Origin of the sequence: Limnobacter sp. (genome assembly GCF_964228395.1) — a bacterium.
Lineage (GTDB): Bacteria > Pseudomonadota > Gammaproteobacteria > Burkholderiales > Burkholderiaceae_B > Limnobacter.
The window spans coordinates 14,306-37,424 of the sequence record NZ_CAXQZX010000063.1; the positions used below are offsets into that span (position 1 = coordinate 14,306).

At 57.1% G+C, this 23,119-nt stretch carries 21 protein-coding genes; 10 read left to right on the forward strand and 11 right to left on the reverse strand.

What is annotated here, in order from left to right; genetic code table 11:
- The first annotated feature begins 95 nt into the window (after positions 1 to 95).
- Both ACEQU8_RS05170 and ACEQU8_RS05175 read left to right on the forward strand, forming a co-directional pair.
- Positions 96 to 779: a hypothetical protein gene (locus tag ACEQU8_RS05170; protein WP_370262007.1), complete on the forward strand. Its 684-nt coding sequence runs from the start codon at positions 96 to 98 to the stop codon at positions 777 to 779.
- Positions 780 to 809: 30 nt separating this feature from the next.
- The gene (locus ACEQU8_RS05175; RefSeq protein ID WP_370262009.1) at positions 810 to 1,262 is read left to right on the forward strand and encodes an RNA-binding S4 domain-containing protein; all 453 of its coding nucleotides are present in this window, start codon (positions 810 to 812) and stop codon (positions 1,260 to 1,262) included.
- A 26-nt stretch (positions 1,263 to 1,288) separates the two neighbouring features.
- Here ACEQU8_RS05175 and ACEQU8_RS05180 read toward each other — a convergent pair whose 3' ends face one another.
- The 4 genes from ACEQU8_RS05180 to ACEQU8_RS05195 all read right to left on the reverse strand — a co-directional run bounded on the left by ACEQU8_RS05180 (position 1,289) and on the right by ACEQU8_RS05195 (position 3,630).
- A complete protein-coding gene (locus ACEQU8_RS05180; protein WP_370262010.1) occupies positions 1,289 to 1,777 on the reverse strand; it encodes a peroxiredoxin family protein in 489 nt (162 codons plus the stop codon).
- Between the two features lie 6 nt (positions 1,778 to 1,783).
- Positions 1,784 to 2,458, reverse strand: a complete 675-nt coding sequence (locus ACEQU8_RS05185; protein WP_370262011.1) for a BON domain-containing protein — start codon at positions 2,456 to 2,458, stop codon at positions 1,784 to 1,786.
- Positions 2,448 to 3,050 carry a phosphoheptose isomerase gene (locus ACEQU8_RS05190; RefSeq protein ID WP_370262013.1) on the reverse strand — a complete coding sequence of 201 codons (603 nt, stop codon included), beginning with the start codon at positions 3,048 to 3,050 and terminating at the stop codon, positions 2,448 to 2,450. Before ACEQU8_RS05190 ends, ACEQU8_RS05185 begins: the two co-directional genes overlap by 11 nt.
- Positions 3,051 to 3,138: 88 nt before the next feature.
- Positions 3,139 to 3,630: a YraN family protein gene (locus tag ACEQU8_RS05195; protein WP_370262014.1), complete on the reverse strand. Its 492-nt coding sequence runs from the start codon at positions 3,628 to 3,630 to the stop codon at positions 3,139 to 3,141.
- Between ACEQU8_RS05195 and rsmI the strand changes: the two genes are divergently transcribed.
- Entirely contained in the window at positions 3,629 to 4,543 is a 915-nt protein-coding gene (rsmI, locus tag ACEQU8_RS05200; protein WP_370262015.1) for a 16S rRNA (cytidine(1402)-2'-O)-methyltransferase, read from the forward strand. The two genes, ACEQU8_RS05195 and rsmI, sit on opposite strands and share 2 nt — an antisense overlap.
- 65 nt (positions 4,544 to 4,608) lie before the next feature.
- Here the strand turns inward: rsmI and ACEQU8_RS05205 are convergent, their stop codons facing one another.
- From ACEQU8_RS05205 to ACEQU8_RS05220, 4 genes are all read right to left on the reverse strand, one after another.
- On the reverse strand, positions 4,609 to 5,289 hold the full coding sequence (locus ACEQU8_RS05205; RefSeq protein ID WP_370262017.1) for a hypothetical protein: 681 nt from the start codon (positions 5,287 to 5,289) through the stop codon (positions 4,609 to 4,611).
- Between the two features lie 332 nt (positions 5,290 to 5,621).
- Positions 5,622 to 6,047 (reverse strand): RNA polymerase-binding protein DksA, encoded by a 426-nt coding sequence (gene dksA / locus ACEQU8_RS05210; protein WP_370262019.1) that lies wholly within the window; start codon positions 6,045 to 6,047, stop codon positions 5,622 to 5,624.
- Between the two features lie 52 nt (positions 6,048 to 6,099).
- Positions 6,100 to 7,089 carry a GTP-binding protein gene (locus ACEQU8_RS05215; protein ID WP_370262020.1) on the reverse strand — a complete coding sequence of 330 codons (990 nt, stop codon included), beginning with the start codon at positions 7,087 to 7,089 and terminating at the stop codon, positions 6,100 to 6,102.
- Between the two features lie 116 nt (positions 7,090 to 7,205).
- Complete coding sequence (locus ACEQU8_RS05220) at positions 7,206 to 8,237, reverse strand: MBL fold metallo-hydrolase (RefSeq protein WP_370262021.1); 1,032 nt, start codon at positions 8,235 to 8,237, stop codon at positions 7,206 to 7,208.
- Between the two features lie 95 nt (positions 8,238 to 8,332).
- Between ACEQU8_RS05220 and ACEQU8_RS05225 the strand changes: the two genes are divergently transcribed.
- Complete coding sequence (locus ACEQU8_RS05225) at positions 8,333 to 9,514, forward strand: isovaleryl-CoA dehydrogenase (protein ID WP_370262022.1); 1,182 nt, start codon at positions 8,333 to 8,335, stop codon at positions 9,512 to 9,514.
- 3 nt (positions 9,515 to 9,517) lie between these two features.
- Here ACEQU8_RS05225 and ACEQU8_RS05230 read toward each other — a convergent pair whose 3' ends face one another.
- The gene (locus tag ACEQU8_RS05230) at positions 9,518 to 10,675 is read right to left on the reverse strand and encodes an alpha/beta hydrolase family protein (RefSeq protein ID WP_370262024.1); all 1,158 of its coding nucleotides are present in this window, start codon (positions 10,673 to 10,675) and stop codon (positions 9,518 to 9,520) included.
- 279 nt (positions 10,676 to 10,954) lie between these two features.
- Between ACEQU8_RS05230 and aceK the strand changes: the two genes are divergently transcribed.
- Complete coding sequence (gene aceK, locus ACEQU8_RS05235; protein WP_370262025.1) at positions 10,955 to 12,790, forward strand: bifunctional isocitrate dehydrogenase kinase/phosphatase; 1,836 nt, start codon at positions 10,955 to 10,957, stop codon at positions 12,788 to 12,790.
- Between the two features lie 665 nt (positions 12,791 to 13,455).
- On the opposite strand, the gene ACEQU8_RS05240 is transcribed toward aceK, so the two are convergent.
- Positions 13,456 to 14,661, reverse strand: a complete 1,206-nt coding sequence (locus tag ACEQU8_RS05240; protein ID WP_370262026.1) for an O-succinylhomoserine sulfhydrylase — start codon at positions 14,659 to 14,661, stop codon at positions 13,456 to 13,458.
- Between the two features lie 45 nt (positions 14,662 to 14,706).
- A complete protein-coding gene (gltX, locus tag ACEQU8_RS05245; RefSeq protein ID WP_370262027.1) occupies positions 14,707 to 16,128 on the reverse strand; it encodes a glutamate--tRNA ligase in 1,422 nt (473 codons plus the stop codon).
- A 64-nt stretch (positions 16,129 to 16,192) separates the two neighbouring features.
- Between gltX and ACEQU8_RS05250 the strand changes: the two genes are divergently transcribed.
- From ACEQU8_RS05250 to ACEQU8_RS05270, 5 genes are all read left to right on the forward strand, one after another.
- Positions 16,193 to 16,828: a YcbK family protein gene (locus ACEQU8_RS05250; protein ID WP_370262029.1), complete on the forward strand. Its 636-nt coding sequence runs from the start codon at positions 16,193 to 16,195 to the stop codon at positions 16,826 to 16,828.
- Between the two features lie 77 nt (positions 16,829 to 16,905).
- Positions 16,906 to 19,176: an ABC transporter substrate-binding protein gene (locus tag ACEQU8_RS05255; protein WP_370262030.1), complete on the forward strand. Its 2,271-nt coding sequence runs from the start codon at positions 16,906 to 16,908 to the stop codon at positions 19,174 to 19,176.
- Positions 19,176 to 20,153, forward strand: coding sequence for an ABC transporter permease (locus ACEQU8_RS05260; protein ID WP_370262031.1), 978 nt, complete (start codon positions 19,176 to 19,178; stop codon positions 20,151 to 20,153). Before ACEQU8_RS05255 ends, ACEQU8_RS05260 begins: the two co-directional genes overlap by 1 nt.
- Positions 20,154 to 20,162: 9 nt before the next feature.
- Positions 20,163 to 21,560, forward strand: coding sequence for an ABC transporter permease (locus tag ACEQU8_RS05265; RefSeq protein WP_370262033.1), 1,398 nt, complete (start codon positions 20,163 to 20,165; stop codon positions 21,558 to 21,560).
- A 2-nt stretch (positions 21,561 to 21,562) separates the two neighbouring features.
- The coding region (locus ACEQU8_RS05270) for an oligopeptide/dipeptide ABC transporter ATP-binding protein (RefSeq protein ID WP_370262034.1) at positions 21,563 to 23,119 on the forward strand (1,557 nt) is incomplete at its 3' end.

Here is a 23,119-nt window from a genome sequence, read left to right on the forward strand (position 1 = left end):
CCTTTGCCGCCTTGTTCGGTCCTTGCCCGCATGCCAAAGTGTTTAACAATGTTTGTACTGTGGCCGAGTTGTGTGCATGCCCGGAGAATCGTTCCATGAACCCATTTGCCAAGACAACAAACCTGTTGAACCCCCATGTGTGCCGGGCCGCCCTGTGTGTGGTGGCCTTGAGCGCCCTGGCTGCCTGCAACCCGCGCACGCAGTTGAACAACGACAACCTGCTCAAAGGGGCTCGGGCCGAAACCTATGTGCTCAACCATGGCGCCTTGTGTGCCCGCCTGCCCACCGGGGAAGCCATCGAGGCTTACGCCGTGGGCTCGGTACCAGCCAACAGTGCCATTGGCCGGGATGTGCGGGCCTGGGACCTGTCAGGTTTGCTCGACATCATGAAAACCCAGGACGGCCGCTGGGTGATTCTTCCCTCAGAGGGCCTTAAAAAGCTGGAGGGAGTGCACTTCCGAAAAGACGCCGAGGGCCAAAACGATGCCCTGTGTTTTGGTCGCCTGTGGGTGGAGGCCGTGGTCGATTATGCCCAAAACAGCCCCTTGGGTTTGGAAGATGCCGTAACAGCAAGGTTTCAGGCCACCTTGAAAGACGCCCACATGCTGCGCCATTTTAAAGACCTCAAGGTGGAGTCTTTTGATCCCAGTGTGTTTGTACTCAACCCGGGCACCACCTTTGCCAGCAATTTAAGCCCCAACTTCACGATTGAAATGGCATTGCACCCCACCACCACAGGATGGTTTTTGGCCAAGAATGCCAGCAAGCGACCGGTGTAAAATGGGTAAGTCCATGTCGTTGGAGTCCCCGTGAGCCGCAGTAAAACACCGTCCAACCCCACCCCCTTAACGCCCAATGGCAAGCCCGATTACAACGCACCCGGGGCAAAGGTGCGCATCGACAAGTGGCTGTGGGCGGCCCGTTTTTTCAAAACGCGCAGCCTGGCCACCGAGATGGTGGATGGCGGCAAAGTCAAGTGCAATGACGAGCGCGTCAAGCCCGCTTACGGTGTGCAGGTTGGCGATGTGCTTACCGTGCCAGTGGGCTGGGATGACATGGTGCTGGTGGTTAAAGCGCTGGCCGACAAGCGCGGCAGCGCGACCATTGCCCAGGGCCTTTATGAAGAAACCCCAGAGAGTGCTGCCCAGCGTGCGCAGCGCGCTGCCAATCGCAAATTGCTCAAAGACCCAGCGCTTGAAATCAAAGCCAGGCCGACCAAACGGGACCGGCGGGCCATGGATGATTTCAAGTGGGGTGAGTAAAGCGCCGCCAGTGGGAGCGCTTTACGCTATATCTTCTCTGCCAGTGATTTTTCAATCAACTGGTGCAGGGCCGCAAAATCGGGCTCTCCCACATAGGTTTTGATGATGTGGCCCTTGCGATTGATGATGTAGGTGGTGGGGGTAATTTTCACATCGTCGAAGGCTTCGGCAATGGAGCCGTTCACATCGAGCGCCACATCAAAGGGCAGTTGCCGGGTTTCTGCAAAGTTCACCACGTAGTCGGGGCGGTCGTAGCTCATGGCCACCGCCACGGTGCGAAAGCCCTGCGCCTTGTATTTGTTGTAGGTGTCTACAATGGCAGGCATTTCCTTGACGCAGGTGGTGCAACTGGTGGCCCAAAAGTTCACCAGCATCACCTCCCCACGGTAGTCGGCGGGCTCAATGTTTTGGCCTTTGATGGTGGTGTAGGTCACTTCAGGGGCGGACTTGGCCAAACAGCCTGCAAGCAGGCTGGCGGCCAAAACCAGGGTGGGCAAGCACAACAACTTCTTCATGGCGGGTTAACGGGGACCGGGGTCCTGTGAGTGGGTACCGTTGTTTGGAGTTTTGGTCAGCCGGGAAAGTTCAGCCTCAGAGATCAGTTCAACCACCTTGACCACCTTGACCACGCCGGGTACGCCGGCCGCGATTTGCGCTGCGCGGTTGGCTTCACGCTCGGTCACCAAGCCCATGATGTACACCACGCCAGCCTCGGTGGTGATTTTAAAAGAGTTGGCAAAAATATCCTGCGCGTCCACCAGCGAGGCCTTCACTTTGCCAGTGATGAAGGCGTCGTTGGACCGCGAGGTCAGCGAGCTTTTTCCAGCCACCTGAACATCGTTAAGCACCAAGCGGATGTTGGGGATGCTCGAGACCCGGGTTTCGATGCGCTTGCGGGTGGTTTCATCGGGGGCTTCGCCAGTGAGCAGCAGTTGGCGGTTGTACACGGTGGCGTTGACATGCACCGCATCGCCAAAGGTGTCGCGTACAGCGCTTTCGGCCTTGAGCTGAATGGTGCGATCCTCAACCTGGGTGCCCACGGTGCGGCGGTCGGCCGCGGCCATGGAGCCGGCCGTGATGGCTGCAGCCGCACCGAAAAAACAGCCGCCCAGCAATGGCGCGGCCAAACTGGCGCACAACAGCGCTGCCAGTGTGGATTGGCGGGTGCGGGTGAAAAACGAAGCGTTACTGCGCATTGTCTTCTTCTCCAAGTAAGCAAAGGTCGATGCCATCGCACAGGCAATGAATGGTCAACAGGTGAACTTCCTGAATGCGGGCGGTGCGGTTGTGTGGCACGCAAATGTGAATGTCGTTTTCGCCAAGTTGCTTGACCATTTGGCCGCCCCCTTTCCCGGTGAGCGCCACCACGGTCATTTCGCGGGCGTGCGCGGCCTCGATGGCCAGCTGCACATTTTTGGAATTGCCACTGGTCGAAATGGCCAGCAGCACATCGCCCGGCTGGCCGATGGCCTGCACTTGTTTGGAAAACACTTCGTTGAAGCTGTAATCGTTGCCGATGGCGGTGAGGGCCGAGGAGTCGGTGGTCAGCGCAATGGCCGCCAATCCGGGGCGTTCACGCTCAAAGCGACCCACCAGCTCTGCGGCAAAGTGTTGGCAGTCGCCCGCTGAGCCGCCATTGCCGCAGGCCAATACTTTGCCGCCATTGGTGAGGGTGTTCACCATGAGGTCGATGGCCTGGGCGATGGGCCCCGCCAGTTCTTCGGTGGCGGCCTGTTTGGCGGCGATGCTTTCGTCGAATTGTTGCGTAATGCGGGTAATGAGATCCATGGCGACAGGCCTTTTGGGCATTTTTAAACCACCTATTATAGGTGAGCGTGGCGGCGGGCCAAGCCCATCGCACAGCGGAATGGTGTGCCTAGTATTGCCAGGCATTGCGAATCCACTGCGGGGGCTGCGGGTCTTGAATGGCCACCACATCAAAACGCAGGTGTTTGAATTTGCGTTGACCTTCTTTCACCCACCACAGGGCGGCGCAGCGTGCCACCCGCTGCTGTTTGGCCTGCGTAATGCTTTCGCCGGCTTGCCCGTGGCGTGTTGGGCTTCTAGCCCGAACCTCGACCACCACCGCACAGGCTCCCTCGGCCATCAGCAGGTCCAGTTCTCCGCATTTGCAGCGGTAGTTTTGGTGCAGCAGCACCAAGCCTTGTGCTTGCAGGTAATGCAGGGCAAGCTGCTCGGCGTGTTGGCCCTTGGCCAAGTGAGCATTGCCTCTGCGGGTGGTGGGTGTTGGCGGGCAGGGTGTGGCTTCAATGGCCCAGGGCAATTTGGGTTTTGGCGTGCGCAATTTGCGCCGCCCCCACGGAATGCCGGACAATTCAAACTCTTTGTTTTTTTGGTTTTTGCGCATGGGTGATTTAGCAGATGAACCGGGGGGCGATGCAGTGTTGCATTTTGAGGGCAAGCGCCAGCCCTCCCTCTATGTGGTGGCCACCCCCATCGGCAACATGGGGGACCTGTCCTTGCGCGCGCGCGCGGTGCTTCAACAGGTGGACCGCGTGGCGGCCGAGGACACCCGCAACACCGGGCGATTGCTGGATGCGCTGGGCATACGCAAACCATTGATGGCGCACCACGCTCACAATGAACGTGACAGTGCCCAGGGCATCGTGGCATGCCTGGCCCGGGGGGAGTCAGTGGCCCTGGTAAGCGACGCGGGCACGCCTGCGGTGTCCGACCCTGGCGCTGTGCTGGTGGCTGAGGTGGCTCGCGCGGGTTATCCCGTGGTGCCCGTGCCCGGCGCAAGTAGCCTGTTGGCGGTGGTCAGCGCCAGCGGTTTGGTGGATGGAGCATTCACCTTTCGAGGGTTTTTGCCTGCCAAGGGCAAGGTCCGCCTGGAGGCCCTTCAGGCATGGCTAAGCTGCCCAGAGCCCCAAGTGCTGTTTGAGGCGCCTCACCGGGTGCTGCAGTTGGTGGAAGAGCTGCGCAGCTTGCCCTTGCAGACCCGGCCCATGTGCGCCGGGCGAGAAATCACCAAGCAGTTTGAAACCTTTTACAGGGGGGTGGGCGACGAGGTGTTGCAGGCCATTGAGTCCGATCCCAATGCGACCCGTGGCGAATGGGCTTGGGTCATTGCCGGGCAGGCCAGCGAACCCGCAATAAGCGACGCTAAGGCTTTGCCAGCCGATTTAAACACCTGGCTGACCGTGCTGCTCGATGAGTTGCCCCTGAAAAGCGCGGTGGCAGTGGTGGTCAAGGCCACAGGCTTGCCTAAAAATTCGGTGTATGAGGCGGCTTTGGCGATTAAAAATGCGGCGTCCTGAAGCATTAAAAAAGCCAGCCCTGAGGCTGGCCAAATACCACTGAAGTTTGAGCGAACCGCCTTTGTTTAGGCAGCAAAAGGCAGGTCAGGCATGGCGGGCGCTTCCAGACCACTGATGCTTGCAGAGGCCGAAATCGGCAAACCCTCGGGCAGACTCAGGCTGAGGGTGCCGTCCTCGAAGCGGATGGGTGATGCAGGCAGATCGCCGTCACCGCCGGGGATGGTGGGCGCCTCACCGCTGGGCAGTGGCAGGTTTTCCAGGCCGGGGATGTTGGCTGTGATGTCAGCCAGAAGGTCTGTGATGGCGCTGGGCTCGGGCAGGCCACCTTCTGGCACAGGCAACGCATCCAGGCCAGGCAGTGCGCCCAGTTCTGGCAAGGCGTCCAGGTTTGGCGGGGTATCCATGCCGGGAATCCCGTCAGGAAGGGCAGGCAGCCCACCGTCCAGCAGGCTGGTCAAGGTGTCCAAACCCGGCACGGTTGCTGGTGGCGTGGGCAGGCCGCTGTTGGGCAAATCAGGCAAGCCACCCTCCAGCAAGGCACCGGGCAGGCCTGTGTCGGGTAGGCCGTTGTCGGGCAGAGGAAGAGCAGTCAAATCGGGTAGGGTGTCTAAACCGGGTAGGGTGTTTGCGCCGGGCAAGGCGGGTGCGGCCGGCAAGGCGGCTGCGAGGCTGTCCAAGGCGCCAGACAATACTTCGCCTGCCACCGGAATGGCAGACAATCCATTCTTCAATTCTTCTAAGGCCATTGTGTTCTCCGTCATTTAAAGTGATTAAAAACATTTATTATTTTTTGTAGGCAATCTTTGCTGCCTGCGTAATAAAAACAGAGCAATGGGTACGAAGTAAATCGGCAGAATGCGTACAAATGTGCGTAAAAAACGGGTTTTCCCGATCGCCAGTTTGGCAGCCTATTGATTTTTGTGGGTTTTTTTCGGATGAGGGATTTCTGACAAATCTACGCTTGGCGCAGTGGGCGTGGCAATTGGTTGGCTGTGAGCGTTTGAGTGACAAAAAACAAACGGCCCGCTGATGAGCGGGCCGCGCCTTGGTGGGCAATACAAATCGCCAAAGTGGGTATTTAGTCGCCGTACATGCGCTGTTTTAATTCGCGGCGCTGTTGGGCTTCCAAAGACAAGGTGGCTGTTGGGCGAGCCAGCAAACGGGCCACTCCAATGGGGTCGCCTGTTTCTTCACACCAGCCGTATTCGCCGTTTTCGATTTTCTGAAGCGATTGCTGTACCTTCTTGAGCAGCTTGCGCTCGCGATCGCGGGTGCGCAGCTCTAAGGCATGCTCTTCTTCAATGGTGGCACGGTCTGCTGGGTCGGGTACCACCACGGTTTCCCGCAGGTGCTCGGTGGTTTCACCGGCGTTGGCCAGCAGTTCCTTTTCCATGTCTTGCAGACGCTGACGGAAAAATGCGAGTTGCACATCATTCATGTAGTCGTCTTCAGACATCTTCAGCAATTCTTGCTCGCTGATGATTGGCGTCTTTTGTGTGGTCATAGCACAGCCTCTAGTCCTTTGGGTTTTTATTGACTATATACCAGTATATCCCCTAGCGAGCCAGACATAACTCCAAGCCTTGGGTGATAAAGTCCTTGGGGAGTTTACGCCCAATGAACACGATTTTGCTTTCTTTTTTCTCGCTGGCGTCCCATTTTCTGCCCCAGTCCAGGCCCATCAGCATGTGAACGCCTTGAAAAAGCGCGCGTCGATCGCTGCCTTTGATGGCCAGAATGCCCTTGTAGCGGAGCATGTCGGGGCCGTACACCTGGGTCACCGAGCCCATGAATTCTTCAAATTTGGGTCCATCGAAAGCCTTGGTACTTTTGAACACAAAGCTTTGGATTTCGTCGTTGTGGGTGTGTTTGTCTTCGTCCAGAAAATCCGGGGCGATGTCGAGGATTGAATTCAGGTTAAAGCCCTTCACGTCAATCAGGCGTTCCACAGGCGCTTTGCCGTGGTCGCTGATCATCATCTCGGCCCGTGCGTTCATTTTCACCAGGCGGCGTTTTAGCGTCGTGACCTCGTCCTCCGAGCACAGGTCGGTCTTTGACAACAATATGCGATCGGCAAAGCCCACCTGTTGCTGGATTTCCCGGTGCTCGTCCAGTTGTTGCATGCCGTGTTTGGCATCCACCACGGTGATCACGGCGTCGAGCAGGTAGTGGTCGGCCACCTCGTCGTCCACGAAAAAGGTTTGAGCCACTGGCCCGGGGTCGGCCATGCCGGTGGTTTCAATCACCACCCGGTCAAAGTGGATGGTGCCGGCTTTGCGTTTGGCGGCCATTTCGCCAAGGATGCGCACCAAGTCGCCTCGCACAGTGCAGCACAGGCAACCGTTGTTCATTTCAACGATGTTTTCCTGCTCGTTTTGCATCAGTAGGTCGTTGTCGACCCCCTCTTCGCCGAATTCATTCTCAATGACGGCGATTTTCATGCCGTGGTTTTCTTTGAGGATGCGGTTGAGCAGGGTGGTTTTGCCACTGCCCAGAAAGCCTGTGAGGATGGTGACCGGTACCAAATTGTGTGGCGCGTTATTCATGTTGATGTGTGCTGCTGTGGTAAGAAGATGCCCATAGGTGTGGGCATTTCTGTGTTTTTACAGGCAATTGGCATGCCGGGGGGCGATGCACGTTTATTGTGCACCAACGGGGGGTGTCAAGCGGTACTTTTGGCAGCAAAAGTCCAGATGCCGTTCACTGCTTGCCGCGTGGCCAGCCCTTTGTACCAAAGGTAATGCAGGTGGGCAATGGCCTCGCCCATGGCAAAGCTCATTTGGTGCCCATCCATGTCGCGCCTAAACAGCACAGCGATGGCTTGGCGAGCTGTCAATGGCTGTTCTTGAAGTGCTTCCAGCAATTCGTTCAAACGGTGGTCGTGGTGGCGCAGCAGTTGGGCGCATCGATCGTGTACGCCCTTAAAAGGCACGCCGTGCGAGGGCAGCACCATGAGGCTGTTGGGCAACTGGGCCATGCGCTGAACCGATTGCAAAAACAGCAGCAGGGGGTTGCCTTCGGGTTCGATGCCGTACACGCTGACGTTGGTGGAGATGGTGGGCAGCAGCATGTCGCCGCTGATCATCACATCCAGGCTTTTGCAGACCAGGCTGATGTGCTCTGGGCTGTGCCCAAAGCCGGCGTGGCATTGCCACACATGGCCGCCAATCTCAATTTCATCGCCATGTTGAATGCGCTGGTAGGTCAGCGGCGGCTCGGGCACCAGGCGGGAGAACAAGCCTCCGCGGGCTTCTTTGGTTTCGTCAGCCTTTTTTTCATTGGCCAGTCCGTGGCTGGCCAAAAAGTTGCCCAGGGTGTTGCCATCAAAACCGGGCAGGTTGGCACACAAGCCACGGGCCATGAAGTATTCGCCCGTGGACATGTGCACATGTACACCGTGGCGGCGGGCCAGTGGGCCTGCCATGCCAATGTGGTCCGGGTGGGCATGGGTCACAATAATTCGACCCAGGGGTTTGCGTACAAACAGGGTTTGCTCAATGTCTTCCCAAATGGCCGCCACGTCGGGCAGGCCAGCGCCGCAATCGACCAAGGTGTATTGGTGCGCTTCCTCGATGAGCCACACATTGATGTGATCCAGGGCAAAAGGCAGCGGCAAACGCAGCCAAAGTACGCCGGGCGCAACGGGGGTGGGCTGGCCCAGAACGGGCGGTTCAAACAAACGTTCAATTCCCATGTGTTTTATGGTGACTTTTCAGTCATTTGTGTGGGTAGAGGGCCTGATTGTAGGGCATCATTTAGGAAAAACATAACGTCAACGGAGACTTTACTATGTTGAACCTGCCTGGACTTCAATTCGATTTGGGGGAAGACATCGACGCGCTGCGCGATGCCGTCCAAACTTTTGCACAAGCTGAAATTGCCCCTTTGGCGGCCGAACTGGACAAAAACGACCAGTTCCCCATGCATTTGTGGCGAAAAATGGGTGATATGGGCCTGCTGGGCCTGACGGTTGAGGAAGAACTGGGCGGCAGTGGCATGGGCTACCTGGCCCACATTGTGGCCATGGAAGAAATTTCGCGCGCCAGTGCTTCGGTGGCGCTCAGTTATGGTGCCCATTCCAACCGGTGCGTCAACCAGATCCGCCGAAACGGCAACGATTGGCAACGCAAAACGTTCTTGCCCAAGCTGATTTCTGGCGAGCACATTGGTGCGTTGGCCATGAGCGAACCCAACGCAGGGTCGGATGTCGTCAGCATGCAATTGCGGGCCGACAAAAAAGGCGACAAGTATGTGCTGAACGGCAACAAAATGTGGATCACCAATGGGCCCGACGCCGATGTGTTGGTGGTGTATGCAAAAACCGATTTGGCCGCTGGCCCCCATGGCATTACTGCTTTTTTGATTGAAAAAGGCTTCAAAGGGTTTTCGGTGGCACAAAAGCTGGACAAGCTGGGCATGCGCGGAAGCCACACCGGCGAGTTGGTGTTTGAAAACTGCGAAGTGCCCGAAACCCATGTGCTGGGCAGAGTGGGGCGTGGCGTGAATGTGCTGATGAGCGGGCTGGACTTTGAGCGTGCAGTTCTATCGGGAGGCCCCTTGGGTATCATGGCCGCGGCCATGGATGTGGTGGTTCCCTATGTGCACGACCGCAAGCAGTTTGGTCAAAGCATTGGTGAGTTCCAATTGATTCAGGCCAAGCTGGCCGACATGTATTCCACCATGATGGCCACCCGTGCTTATGTTTACCAGGTGGGCAAGGCTTGCGATCAAGCCACGCCTGACACGGTGCGCAAGCTTCGAAAAGACTGCGCTGGGGCCATTTTGTTCTCGGCCGAGAAGGCCACCTGGATGGCGGGTGAGTCCATACAGATTTTGGGCGGCAACGGCTACATCAATGAATACCCCTGTGGCCGCTTGTGGCGCGACGCCAAGCTGTATGAAATTGGCGCGGGCACCAGCGAAATTCGCCGCATGCTGATTGGTCGCGAATTGTTTGCTGAGACGATGTAAGGCTTATTGCGGCAGGGCTGGACCAGTCGATTTGAATACCCGCTTGTCCTGCCCAATCACCACTTCACTTTCCCACAAATAGCTAAGCCTGGGGTGCGCGGTTTGCAGCACCCCCAGTGCCTCGACGTTGCCAAGAAGGTGGTAATTCATCCACGCCAGTGAATACTGGGCGGCAATTTCGCGCCCCCAGGTGGACGTAGGCAGCAGGGGGTAGTTGGTGTGCTGCGCATGGGTGGCTGCATCGGCCACAATGAACGCGCGGTCGCTGGTGAGTTGCTCGTACACTGGGCGCACCACGGCGGGGTTGACCGCCACAATGGGCGCAATCGGGCCATCGTGGTCGCCTGTCTGTATCATCACGGGGATGGGGTTGTTGTCAAACACCGATTGAATTTCACTGATGGGCGCTGCAGCCACGGCGGCTTTCAGGCGGGGTTCCACAGCCTGCAGCCCCATGGTCGCAATGGCGCCCATGCTGTGACCGATGACACCAATTCGCGCAGGGTCGATGAATTGGCTCACCGGGGAGTTGCCTAACAGGTAGCTTAGTGCGTCTTGCGCCTCCTCGATGTTGTTGTTGGGGTCGCCTTCAACTTCATCATCGGAGCGGCCCTGGCCAGAAAAGTCAAAGGCAAACACCAGGTAGCCCGCATCGGCAAACAGCTGATGCCACCAGCGGTACATGGCTGTGTTGGTGTTCAACCCCTGCAGCGCCAGGATCACAGGGTATTTTTGTGCCGTGGCCTGCACCTGCCCGCGTTTGGGCAACACAATTTCGCCGTGCAGGCGCGTGCCGTAGCGGTTTTGAAATTGAACGGGCACCAAGGCCACCGCCATGTTGTTTTCTGGGTGGCCGTACCAGTGAAACACCTGCTCTGGCCGCGAGCCGTCGTTCAATTGCGCCGCCATGGCGCGAATCTGGAATTCCAACAAGCCCGGGTCGGTGATGTCGCTCAAGGTGTAGCCGAAAGCGATCGGGTCGGCCACGCCAGCCAGGGTTTTTCTGGGCAGCGCCTCGGTGACCATGCTTAGCTGAAAAATGGCATCGTCGGTGGGCAACGGGCTTTCGGGTGGGCTTTCACCCTGCACTGATGCAGGCCAGCCGAAGGCTTCGCTGGGGGCAAGCCGTGCAGGCGAGCCGCCGGGGGTCTGGTCGCCCATGCAGGCAAGCAAAACCAAGGGTACAAGGGCCAGAAGGGGGGCAAAACGCATGGTGCAGGGCAGTTGTTTACAGCCTGACCAGTTTAACCTGAGCTGCCGTGCCAGAAAAGATCTTGCGGTGTTGGGGTGGGCATTGGGGGCACGCTCGTGGCCCATTCAATGGTGCCGTTGAACGGCGCAGTTGAATAGCGCAGTTGAGCGGTTTATGCCCAGTTCGACGCGCGGGCGCCAAACTGTCGTTAGAATCAAACATGCCCCGCAACCCTAAGGAAAGCAACCATGAACGGCGTTCCCCCCTTCGACCTTAAAACTCTGGAAGACAGTGAGGCTGGCGAGTTGCTGGAGGTGAGTAATCTCAGTGAAGAGGAGGAACGCGAGCTTTCCAAAAAAGCAGCAGCCGATATTTTGGCGGGCTTTGATAAGCACTACCGTTTGTTTCGCTACTGCGCGCAGCAAACCAAAAAGTTGTTTGAGGAAGGCGACTGGCACCTGATTCAACAATTGGCCCGCGACCGAATTGATTTTTACGACGAGCGGGTCAAAGAGGCGGTGGATTTGCTTCGCCGCAATTACGGTGCTTTGCTGCAGTCCGAATCGGTGTGGGCCAAAATAAAAACCCGATTCGTGACCTATTTGGTGGACCACAAGCAGCCCGAGTTGGCCGAGACATTTTTTAATTCCGCAGTCACTAAAATTTTGCATCGGGATTATTTTCACAACCGGTTTTTGTTTGTGCGCCCCGCGGTAAGCACGGACTATGTTGAAAGTGACCCCCCCTCTTACCGAAGCTATTACCCCGCCAACCCCAAAAGTGGTGGGCTGCGCAAAACCCTGAAGCGTTTGATTCGCGACTTTGGTCTCAATGCCGAGTTTGTGGACCTGGCCCGGGACCTGCGCTACGTGGTTCATGCCGCTCGGCACGTGATGCCAAGGCCCATCAAGGTGGATCCCGATTGCCAAATTCAGGTGCTCTCCAGCCTGTTTTTCCGCAACAAAGGGGCCTACATCATCGGCAAGTTCATTAATGCCAACATGCCTCAACCCTTCGCGGTGCCCATACTTCGAGACTCTTCGGGTAAGTTGTACATCGACACGGTGCTTTTCAATGTGCAGCAAATTGCCACCTTGTTTAGTTTTACCCGTGCTTATTTTTTGGTGGACATGGAAACCCCGGGTGCCTATGTGCAGTTTTTGCGAACCTTGCTGCCCAACAAACCCAAGGCCGAGATGTACACCATGCTGGGTTTGCACAAGCAGGGCAAAACACTGTTTTACCGTGACTTTTTACATCACCTGAAGCACAGCCATGATGAGTTTATTGTGGCGCCGGGTATTAAAGGTTTGGTGATGGCGGTGTTCACGCTGCCTTCCTACCCCTATGTGTTCAAGTTGATCAAAGACAAAATTGCGCCCAGCAAAGAAATTGACCGCGATGGCGTGATGCGCAAATACCAGTTGGTGAAATGGCACGACCGAGTGGGCCGAATGGCCGACACCTGGGAATATAGCCACGTGGGTTTGCCGCTGAACCGTTTTTCTCAAGAGTTGATTGACCACCTCAAAGACACCTGTGAAAGCTCACTGACTTTTGAAGACGATTTGGTGGTGATCAAGCACCTGTACATTGAACGGCGCATGACCCCGTTGAACCTGTACCTGCAACATGGCACCGATGCAGAGGTGGAGCATGGCATCACGGAGTATGGCAATGCCATCAAACAACTGGCCGCGGCCAATATTTTTCCCGGCGACATGCTGTTCAAAAACTTCGGTGTAACCCGCTTGGGCCGCGTTGTGTTTTACGATTACGACGAAATCGAATACATGACCGACTGCAACTTCCGCCGCATCCCCGAGGCGCCCAACCCCGAGGCTGAAATGTCGTCTGAGCCCTGGTACACCGTGGGTCCCAAAGACGTGTTCCCCGAGGAGTTTGGCCAGTTTTTGCTCGGTGACCGCCGCGTGCGCAGTGCCTTCTTGAACAAGCATCGCGATTTGTTGGAATACGAGTTTTGGCAAGAGCGCAAGGAGCGAATTATCCAGGGGCACATCGAGGACATCTTCCCTTATTCCGAGGCGGTGAGGTTTACGAATCGGTTCATCAAGAAAAGCTAGGGAGAGGCGTTTATTGGCTTGTGTCCTAAAGCCTGCAGGTCCATGCCATGTTCGTTCGCTTGCTCCTTGAAGCAAGCAGGTCCATCCGGCTTGTTGCGCCGGCCGTGATTGTTCGCTTGCTCCCTGAAGCCAGCAGAACCATGCCCCTTTGCGACGGCCAATCTGTATTTCCCTCCCTGAGCCTCGCCTGAACTGAGGCCCGCCCTCCAAAACGGAGGTCGGGTCGGGCCTCTGCCCCCTTGGGGGGCACCGTTCATTCTTGGCACGGTCGGGCAGATTGTCCTGAAGGTCGCTGCAGGGGCATTGGCCCCGGCTGGCTTCTGGGCAAGCGAAGGCGGCTCAGGTTGCATGCGCGGATGGCTTGACGGCTGCTGCATGGAGCTCGGATGCGCGAATCACCGGCGTGGCCAAGCGCAGCGCCGGGGCTGGGGTGGCCAGGCCGCGCAGGCCGATTCAGGGCAGCCCGCCCGGTTTGGCCCACACCGAGGGGCCGAGGCGTGTTTCCCCGCCAAGCCCCGCTTGGCGGGAAACCGAATCGGATGCAAGGGCGACATTTTCGCCGTGCATGCCCCCTCGGAAGGGACACGAAGGGATACACGGGCGGATCCCAGCCCCAGTGGCCTGTGCCATTCCAGTCCCAACAAGCTGGGCAAGCAAGCCGGGCCTCAGCTGCCCAGCCCGCGCGCCAAGTCGCGTTTCAGGTCTTCCACATCTTCCAGACCAATGGCAAGCCGTATCAAGCCTTGCTTGATGCCCGCCGCCTCACGCGCTTCAGGACTCAAGCGGCCATGCGTGGTGGTGGCTGGGTGGGTGATGGTGGTGCGGGTGTCGCCCAGGTTGGCGGTGATCGACATCAATTGGCTGCTGTCGATCACGTGCCATGCTTTTGCCCGGGCTTGGTCCTCGTCGCTGGCTTTGAGTTCAAAAGACACGATGGCTCCACCACTTCGCTGTTGCTTCATGGCCAGGGCATGCTGCGGGTGGCTGGCCAGCCCGGGGTAGTAAACCTTGCTCACAGCGCGGTGGGCCTCTAGCCAGCTGGCGATGTCAAGCGCTGCTTCAGATTGGGCTTTCATGCGCACATTGAGGGTTTCCAGGCCCTTGAGCAGCACCCAGGCATTGAAAGCGGAAAGGGTGGGGCCAGCAGTGCGCAGCACCGGCAGAATTTTGTCTTTCAGCAAGGCTTTGGGGCCGCAAATCGCGCCACCCAGCACTCGGCCTTGGCCATCCAGGTATTTGGTGGCTGAGTGAATAATAATTTCAGTGCCAAATTCCACGGGCTTTTGCAGCGCTGGTGTGCAAAAACAGTTGTCGACCACGTTGTAAATGTTGTGCTTGCGGGCCAATTCTCCCAAAGCTTGTAGGTCAGTGATCTCAGTCAGCGGGTTCGATGGAGTTTCAGAATAAAACATCCGTGTGTTCGGTTTGATCGCGGCTTCCCATGCGGCAATGCTCACGCCATCGACAAAGGTTGTTTCAATTCCAAATCGGGCCAGAATGTTGACAAACAACTGCACGGTGGCACCAAAAAGCGCTTTGGAGGCCACAATGTGGTCGCCGGCGTTGAGTAAGCCCATGCAGGCGGTGGTAATGGCTGCCATGCCGCTGGCCGTGGCCAGGCAGTATTCGGTGCCCTCCAGGGTGGCCAGGCGCTGCTCAAACATTTGCACGCTGGGGTTGGTGAAGCGTGCATACACATTGCCTTCCTCGGTGCCAGCAAATCGCGCTGCGGCTTGGGCTGCATTGTCAAACACGAAGCTCGAGGTCAGGAACATGGCCTCGGAATGTTCACCAAAGGGCGTGCGTGCGCTGCCGCTTCGGATGGCTTGTGTGGCGGTGGCCCAGTGTTCAGGTTGGTCTTTTTGGCTCATGGCTTGGCCCACTTCAAAGTCGTTTAATTAGCATGCTTAACTATCTTACAAACCCAGCCCACGGGCAATGCGGGCTTGCACCGTTGCTTTGCCGAGCAATGCCATCACTTTGTCGATGGATGGCGTTTGTGTAATACCGGTGAGCATAATACGCAATGGCATGGCCAGCTTGGGCATTTTCAGGTTGTGGTTTTTGATGGTTGTTTTAACCAGGGCATTCAGACCCTCTACGGTCCACTCGACACCGTTCAATGCGCCGTGGAAATCTGTGAGCGCCGCGCTCACGCCAGCTTCATTGAGCATGGTCTGCAGTTCATCGGCATTCACCAAGGGCTCGCGGTAAAACAGCGCTGCTTCATCGCGCAATTGCACCAGGGTGGAGGCGCGTTCCAACACCACGTCCAGCACGTCGGCCAGCGCGGGTCCGTTGGCATGCTCAATGCCGGCTTTGCCGAGGCGTTCCTTCAAATCGTCCAGCAATTGGTCTTTGGGGTGTTGCTTCATGTAATGCGCGTTCACCCATTTCAGTTTCTCGGGGTCAAATTGTGCGGCTGACCGCGACAAATTGCTGCCATCAAACCAACCCACCAGTTGCTCACGTGTGAACAACTCGTCGTCGCCGTGGCTCCATCCCAGGCGAGCCAGGTAGTTGATCATCGCCTCGGGCAAGAACCCCTCTTCGTGATACTGGATCACACTGACGGCGCCGTGCCGTTTGGACAGTTTTTCGCCATCGGGCCCTAAAATCATGGGGATGTGTCCGTACTGTGGCTGTTCCCCACCCAGGGCTTTCAAGATGTTGATTTGCCTTGGCGTGTTGTTGATGTGATCGTCGCCTCGAATCACATGGGTGATCTTCATTTCCCAATCGTCCACCACCACGCAAAAATTGTAGGTGGGCGTGCCGTCCTGGCGGGCGATGATCAGGTCGTCAAGTTCTTCGTTGTTGATCGCAATCGGGCCTTTGACCAAATCGTCCCAACTCACCACGCCGCTCAGTGGGTTTTTAAAACGCACCACAGGCTTCACGCCAGCGGGCGGGGAGGGCAGCACCTTGCCGGGCTCGGGGCGCCATGTGCCGTCATAACGAATGCGCTGACCATTTTCACGCTGCTTTTCACGCATTTGATTCAATTCGTCTTGCGTACAGTAGCAAAGGTAGGCATCGCCTTGCTCCAGCAGTTTTGCAATCATGGCGCGGTATCGGTCCATGCGCTGCATCTGGAAAAATGGGCCCTCGTCATAATCCAGATTCAACCAGTGCATGCCATCCATGATGGCCTGTACTGCCTGCGGCGTGGAACGCTCCACATCCGTGTCTTCCACCCGCAAAATGAACTGGCCGCTGTGGTGCCTGGCAAATGCCCAGCTGTACAACGCGGTTCGGGCTCCACCCAAATGCAAATAGCCTGTTGGGCTGGGGGCAAAGCGGGTACGAATGGTCTTGGTTTTCTGATTTGTAGACATGGATTAGTGACTTTTTTTCAGAGAACTCATATTATAAGTTCAAGTAATTTCTTAAGTTAAAGCGATGAAGCCCTTCGATCGTCGATCTTTCATCAAAGCAGTGAGCACATTGGCCATTGTTGGCGTGTCCGACAGTTGGCTTAAAACAGGCAGTTGGGCCGCTGGCGATGGCATGGTGCCGCCCCCAGATTTGTTCGATCCCTCGTTGGTGGACCTTACCTTTTGGCTACAGCCACGCACATTGGACATGGTGCGCCCGCAGTCTGGCGAACGGTTAAGCATCACGTACTGGAAAGACGGACATCTTAACCCAATCGCCTACGAGCAAATTTGCCGCCTGCTCCGAGACGTGCAGGCAAATCAGGTTTTTAGAATGGATACGCAGTTGATCGACACCTTGTGGGCTGCACAGGCTTTCGTTCGCCGCTACGGCTTTACTGCGCCCGTTGAAATCACCTCGGGCTATCGCAGTCCCAAAACCAATTCACGGCTTATTGAGCAGGGCCTGCCCGCTGCACGCAACTCCCTACACCTGCGCGGCCAAGCGGCCGATTTCCGTCTCACAGGCCTGCACCCCAGTGTGTTGGGTGAATTGGTGCAGGGTTTCCGTGCTGGCGGTGTGGGTTTTTACTTCCGGGTGGGGTCAAAGGGTGGATGGATTCACGCAGACACGGGCCCAGAACGCGAATGGCGCGGTTAAACCCAACGAAAGCATGGTTAAATAAAGCTTCACACAAACAATAAAAAGCGAGGGTGTTTTTGGCGTTGTGGCAGCGTTTGCATAGTTGGTTCAGCCGGGGGGGCAAATTGGCCGCCGTGGCCCTGTTGCCCCTGGCCATCAGCGCCTGCAGCAAAGCGCCCAACAACCCCTATGTGGAAGACGGCGCCAATGCTGGCAAAAGCACTTTGTACACCGCTTTCACGGCTCGCCCCAAGCACCTCGACCCTGCACAGTCCTATACCTCTGACGAAGCAGAGTTCACCTACCAAATTTACGAGCCCCTGTTTCAGTACCATTACCTGAAACGCCCTTATCAGCTCGAGCCCTTGGCCGCGCGGGCTTTGCCCGAGCCGGTTTACCTTGACCGGGAAGGCAATGTATTGCCCGCAGACGCCAGCACCGATCAGGTGCACACCAGCGTGTACACCATTCAAATCAAGCCCGGCATTTTGTACCAGCCGCACCCGGCTTTTGCCAAAAATGCCCAAGGTGAGTTTTTGTATCATGCCTTGGGCAATGAGGCGCGGCGTTATTTCTCACCTCTGGATTTTGAGCAGCAAGGCACGCGAGAGCTCACCGCGCACGATTACGTGTACGAAATAAAACGCTTGGCCAGCCCACGCATCGTGTCACCCATTTTGGGTCACATGGGTGAATATGTGCAGGGCTTGGGTGAGCTTTCCAAAACCTTGCAGGCCAATGATGAGGCCCTGAAAAAAGCCATACAGCAGCAAACAGGCAGCGCTTTTGCGCCAGCCACCAAAGACCTGCCCTGGCTGGATTTGCGCCAGTTCGATTTGCCAGGCGCCAAGGCCCTGGACGACCACACGCTCGAAATTCGCGTCAATGGCAAATACCCGCAATTTGTGTATTGGTTGGCCATGCCATTTTTTGCCCCCATTCCATGGGAGGCAGACGCTTTTTACAGTCAAAAAGGATTCATAGAAAACAACCTGGTGCTCGATTGGTGGCCTGTGGGCACTGGCCCTTACATGCTGACCGAGAACGACCCCAATGCGCGCATGGTGCTTAGCCGCAACCCCAACTTCCGTGGCGAACCCTACCCCAGCGAGGGCGAACCGGGCGACATGCAGGCCGGGCTTCTGGCTGACGCGGGCAAAACCATGCCCTTCATTGATCGCGTGGTGTTCACCCGTGAAAAAGAGGGAATTCCTTACTGGAACAAATTTTTGCAGGGCTATTACGATAGCTCGGGCGTTAGCGCCGACACCTTCGACCAGGCCATCCGCGCCACCTCCGATGGCGACACCGCCTTAACCCCCGACATGCTGGCCAAAGGCATACGCCTTGAAACATCCTTGGCCACCAGTATTTTTTACCTGGGCTTTAATTGGCTGGACCCTGTGGTTGGCCCGGGTAAAACTGATGAAGACGCCCGTCGTGCCCGTTTGCTGCGCCAGGCCATTGCCATTGCTGTCGATTGGGAAGAGTTTTCGCAAATTTTTACCAACGGTCGCGCTGTACCTGCCCATGGCCCGGTGCCCCCGGGCTTGTTTGGCTATGAGGCCGGTGAGGCCGGGTACAACACACAGGTTTACAACATTGTCGATGGCAAACCGGTGCGCAAGCCGATTGCAGATGCGCTGGCTTTGCTTGAGCAGGCGGGCTATGCCAATGGGCTGGACAGCAAAACCGGCCAGCCACTGACGCTGGCCCTGGATACCACGGGTGGCGGCCCCGGCGACAAGGCGCGCTTTGACTGGTATCGCAAACAATTTGCCAAACTCAACATTCAACTGGAAATTCGCCCCACCGACTGGAACCGTTTCCAGGAAAAAATCCGCAAGGGCAGCGCCCAATTGTTTTTCCTTGGCTGGAATGCCGACTACCCCGACCCTGAAAACTTTTTGTTTTTGTTGTACGGGCCCAATGCGCGTGCCAAAACTGCCGGTGAAAACGCATCCAATTATTCCAACGCCCAATACGATGCTCTTTTTGAACGCATGAAGACCATGCCAAACACAGATGAGCGTGCGGCCATCATTTCGCAAATGACCGACTTGGTTCAAGACGATGTGCCTTGGTTGTTTGCTTTTGTGCCCCAGCAGTATGGCTTGATCCATCACTGGCTTGGCAATGTGAAGCCCAATGATTTGGCCCGAAACAGCATCAAATACAAAACCATCGTCACCGCAAAGCGCGATGCTGCGCGCAAGGAATGGAACAAGCCCCAGTGGTGGCCAATACCAGCGCTGCTGCTTGCGTTGGTGGCCTTTGTGTGGCCCGCTTGGGCGGCATGGAAGCGCCGCGAAAAAGCGCCCGGTATTCGTGAAGATTTGGCCAAGGCCGGGGAGGGCAGGGGCTGATGGGCAATTACTTGTTGCGCCGTGTGCTGTATGGCTTGCTTGTGCTGGTGGGTGTGAACCTGATCACCTTCGTGCTGTTTTTCCAAGTCAATAGCCCCGATGACATGGCTCGCCTCGCTTTGGGTGGCAAGCGGGTCGCCCCTGAGGCCATAGAGCAATGGAAGCGCGAGAAAGGCTACGACCTGCCTTTGCTCTACAACAGCCAGGCCGAGGGCCTGGGGCAAATTAGCCAGACCATTTTTTTCCAGAAGAGTATGCCCATGTTTGTGGGCGAGTTTGGCAGTTCTGATGACGGGCGCAATATTGCCCGGGAAATTGCCCATCGTGCTGGCCCGAGTTTGGCGTTGGCTGTCCCGGTGTTCGTGCTGGGTTTGTTCCTGAACATTGTGTTGTCGCTGTTGCTCACCTTTTTCCGCGGCACCTACCTGGATCTCACTGGGGTGGTGCTCTGTGTGCTGGCCATGTCCATCTCGGGTTTGTTTTACATCATTGGCGGGCAGTATCTGTTTTCCAAAACTTTGGCGTTGGTGCCCATCTCTGGTTATGCGGGTGGCACAGACGCTTGGCGCTTCCTCATTTTGCCGGTGCTCATCGGCGTGGTCAGTGGTTTGGGGGGCGGCACGCGCTGGTACCGAACCATCTTTTTGGAAGAAATCAACAAAGACTACGTGCGCACTGCGCGTGCAAAGGGATTGTCTGAGGTGCAGGTGCTGGGGCGCCATGTGCTTCGCAATGGCCTCATTCCCATCCTCACGGGGTCGGTGACGGTGATCCCATTGCTCTTCATGGGTTCGCTAATTTCCGAGTCATTTTTTGGCATTCCCGGTTTGGGCAGCTACACCATCGAAGCCATCCAATCCCAAGATTTTGGCATTGTGCGTGCCATGGTATTTATTGGCTCGGCCCTGTACCTGGTGGGTTTGGTGCTCACCGACATTGCGTACACCATTGCAGACCCTCGGGTCCGTCTGGCTTAAGGAGCACGCATGACCCCCACTTTGCTCCTCACCGACATGTTGATTTGGGCCTTGGTGCTGGCCGTGTTGGTGTACGTTAAAAATGTGCTGGGCAGCCCTTTGCAGCGCGCATCTTGGGCCTTGGTGTTTCAGTCCAAAATTGCCAGCGCAAGTGCTGTGGTGCTGCTGCTGGCTGTGGGCATCACTCTGCTCGACAGCGTTCATCTTCGCCTTAACGCCGAGAATCAAAGCAAATACAACACCCCCATTATTTCGGTGCTTGATGTGGTCTTGGGCCCACTGGCCTATCAACGCGAGAAATCCTACTCTGCACCCTTGGCCACCCGGGCCTTGAGCAAAGAAACCATGGAGCTCAATGGCAAGCCCATGCGCGATTATCCGCGTTTGCAATACGGCGGGGCGCATTTGGCTGATGAGGCAAACAAAAACAGTGACCTCGCGATGCGTGCCTATCAAGGTGCCTTGGGTGGGGGGGTGCTCTGGGGCGTGTTGTTGCTCGGGCTGTGGGCCGTGCGCCGGTATATGGTGGGCGAGGCCCAGGCAAACTCGGTGGGGGTTTTTAGTGGCAGCGGGGCCTACCTGGCTGCGGTGTGGACGCTGTTCGCACTGTGCGTGGCGGGTGGCGTGCTGGCCAAATGGGCGCAGGTCTACCACGTGTTGGGCACTGACAAAGTGGGCGTGGATGTGCTTTATATCGCATTGAAGGGGCTGCGCACAGCCATGCTGATTGGGTTGCTCACCACCTTGCTCACCTTGCCGTTGGGTGTGGGCATGGGCCTGGCTGCGGGCTACTTTCGCGGTTGGGTGGACGACATCATCCAATACATTTACACCACATTAAACGCCATACCGTCAGTGTTGCTGATTGCGGCCACAGTCCTGATGTTGCAAGTGGCCTTGGAGGCCAACCCGGAACTGTTTGAGTCGTCCATCGAAAAAGCCGACCTACGTTTGTTCTTTCTGTGTGCCATTTTGGGTCTAACCAGTTGGACAGGCCTTGCCCGTTTGCTGCGTGGCGAGGTGCTTAAAATGCGCGAGCAAGATTATGTGCTCGCCGCACGCGCCAGCGGGGTGTCGCATTTTCGAATCTTGTTTTCCCACCTGTTGCCCAACCTCATGCACCTCATCCTGATTGCCATGGTGATGGACTTCTCGGGCCTTGTGCTGGCAGAGGCGGTGCTTAGCTATGTGGGGGTGGGCGTGGACCCCAGCACCTTCAGTTACGGCACCATGATCAACGCAGCCCGCCTTGAATTGAGCCGTGAGCCCATGGTGTGGTGGAGCCTGGTGGCTGCCTTTGTGTTTATGTTGCTGTTGGTGTTGTCGGCCAATTTGTTCGCCGATGCTGTGCGCGATGCCTTCGATCCGCGCGCACGCCAATTGAAGCAGTCGCTGGTGAGGGTTTGAGCATGGCCTTGCTTGATGTTCGTTCTTTAACCACACGTCTGGCCAGCGAAGCTGGCTGGGTGCACGCTTTGGACGATTTGTCCTTGTCTATCGGAAAAGGGCAAACCTTCGCGCTGGTGGGGGAGTCGGGTTGCGGCAAGTCCATGACTGCCTTGAGCATAGCGCGCTTGTTGCCCGATTGCGGTGCTGTGGTGGCTGGGGCTGTGCGATTGGCCAGTGCCGCTCAGGCGGGTGATGCCGTTGATACCTCAGCCAATCATCCCGATGTGTTGCGTATATCGGAAGCGGCCATGCGGCGTTTACGTGGCAAGCGCATCGGCATGATTTTTCAAGAGCCTGGCACCAGTCTGAACCCCGTGATGACCGTGGGCGATCAGCTCACCGAGGCCATGGTATTGCATTTGGGTTTAAGCGCCCAAGAAGCCCACAATCAGGCCGTGCAATGGTTGGATCGTGTGGGCATTCCCGACCCCAAGGCCCGCATGGCGCAGTTTCCTTTCGAAATGTCGGGCGGGCAAAAGCAGCGGGTCATGATTGCCATGGCGCTGTGCATCCAACCCGATTTGCTGATCGCAGACGAGCCCACCACCGCGCTTGATGTGTCCATTCAGGCGCAGGTGCTGGCCTTGCTCAAAGACCTTCAGCGGGAACACGGCATGGCGATGTTGTTGATTACTCACGACCTGGCCATTGTTAAACAAATGGCCGATCATGTGGGGTTGATGTACGCCGGGCAGTTGGTAGAAAGCGCTCCCGTGGCAGAGTTTTTTGCCAACCCCAGGCATCCCTATGCGCATGCGCTCATCAAAAGCCTGCCAAGCCAGGGGCAACGAGGCCACGCTTTGTATGCCCTGGAGGGCAAAGTGCCTTCCCTGGTGAACCTGCCCACAGGCTGCAGGTTTGCCGCGCGTTGCATGCATGCACAGGCACGCTGCCGCGAGGAGTCCCCGTTTTTGGAACAAGCTGGCGTCGGCCATGAAGAACATTGGGTGCGTTGCTTTTTGCATGCCAGTGTGCAGACCACCCCGGCTGAGGAAGGCACGCGCATTGCCGATGAGTTTGTGCCCAAAACCCACGGAGCGGTGTTGCAAACGGTGTCTTTGTCGGTGGCTTACCCACAAAAAGGAGGCTTGCTGCGCAAGCGCTACAAGCCTGTGCTGAAGAACCTTGACCTTGGGCTGCTGCCCGGTCGAACTGTGGCCCTGGTGGGTGAGTCAGGCTCTGGAAAAACGACTGCTGCCCGCGCGTTGCTGGGCTTAATCGGCAGCGCAGCCCGTGTGGATGGCGATGTGTTATTGGAGGGGCGCCCCTTGCGCCAATGGGTAGAGCGTGGCGCGCAAGGCTGGCGGGCTCGTGTGCAATTCGTGTTTCAAGACCCATTTGCCTCGCTCAACCCGCGCCATCGCATTGCAGAAATACTGGAAGAACCCTTGTTGAATTTGCGGCCAGACATGGATGCTCAGGCTCGTGCAGCCCGGGTGCGTGCAGTCATGGAGCAGGTCAGCATGCCAGTCGAGTCGCTCACGCGCTTTCCGCATGAGTTCTCGGGCGGGCAACGC

Excerpts from the sequence above, each read along its gene's own strand:
- ACEQU8_RS05260 (WP_370262031.1), top strand. The coding sequence starts at position 19,176 with ATGGGCAATTACTTGTTGCGCCGTGTGCTGTATGGCTTGCTTGTGCTG.
- ACEQU8_RS05180 (WP_370262010.1), bottom strand. The coding sequence starts at position 1,777 with ATGAAGAAGTTGTTGTGCTTGCCCACCCTGGTTTTGGCCGCCAGCCTG.
- ACEQU8_RS05205 (WP_370262017.1), bottom strand. The coding sequence starts at position 5,289 with ATGGCCTTAGAAGAATTGAAGAATGGATTGTCTGCCATTCCGGTGGCA.
- ACEQU8_RS05195 (WP_370262014.1), bottom strand. The coding sequence starts at position 3,630 with ATGCGCAAAAACCAAAAAAACAAAGAGTTTGAATTGTCCGGCATTCCG.
- ACEQU8_RS05185 (WP_370262011.1), bottom strand. The coding sequence starts at position 2,458 with ATGCGCAGTAACGCTTCGTTTTTCACCCGCACCCGCCAATCCACACTG.
- ACEQU8_RS05215 (WP_370262020.1), bottom strand. The coding sequence starts at position 7,089 with ATGAATAACGCGCCACACAATTTGGTACCGGTCACCATCCTCACAGGC.
- ACEQU8_RS05225 (WP_370262022.1), top strand. The coding sequence starts at position 8,333 with ATGTTGAACCTGCCTGGACTTCAATTCGATTTGGGGGAAGACATCGAC.
- ACEQU8_RS05250 (WP_370262029.1), top strand. The coding sequence starts at position 16,193 with ATGAAGCCCTTCGATCGTCGATCTTTCATCAAAGCAGTGAGCACATTG.
- ACEQU8_RS05240 (WP_370262026.1), bottom strand. The coding sequence starts at position 14,661 with ATGAGCCAAAAAGACCAACCTGAACACTGGGCCACCGCCACACAAGCC.
- aceK (WP_370262025.1), top strand. The coding sequence starts at position 10,955 with ATGAACGGCGTTCCCCCCTTCGACCTTAAAACTCTGGAAGACAGTGAG.
- gltX (WP_370262027.1), bottom strand. The coding sequence starts at position 16,128 with ATGTCTACAAATCAGAAAACCAAGACCATTCGTACCCGCTTTGCCCCC.
- ACEQU8_RS05220 (WP_370262021.1), bottom strand. The coding sequence starts at position 8,237 with ATGGGAATTGAACGTTTGTTTGAACCGCCCGTTCTGGGCCAGCCCACC.
- ACEQU8_RS05170 (WP_370262007.1), top strand. The coding sequence starts at position 96 with ATGAACCCATTTGCCAAGACAACAAACCTGTTGAACCCCCATGTGTGC.
- rsmI (WP_370262015.1), top strand. The coding sequence starts at position 3,629 with ATGGGTGATTTAGCAGATGAACCGGGGGGCGATGCAGTGTTGCATTTT.
- ACEQU8_RS05190 (WP_370262013.1), bottom strand. The coding sequence starts at position 3,050 with ATGGATCTCATTACCCGCATTACGCAACAATTCGACGAAAGCATCGCC.
- ACEQU8_RS05230 (WP_370262024.1), bottom strand. The coding sequence starts at position 10,675 with ATGGGCGACCAGACCCCCGGCGGCTCGCCTGCACGGCTTGCCCCCAGC.
- ACEQU8_RS05265 (WP_370262033.1), top strand. The coding sequence starts at position 20,163 with ATGACCCCCACTTTGCTCCTCACCGACATGTTGATTTGGGCCTTGGTG.
- dksA (WP_370262019.1), bottom strand. The coding sequence starts at position 6,047 with ATGACCACACAAAAGACGCCAATCATCAGCGAGCAAGAATTGCTGAAG.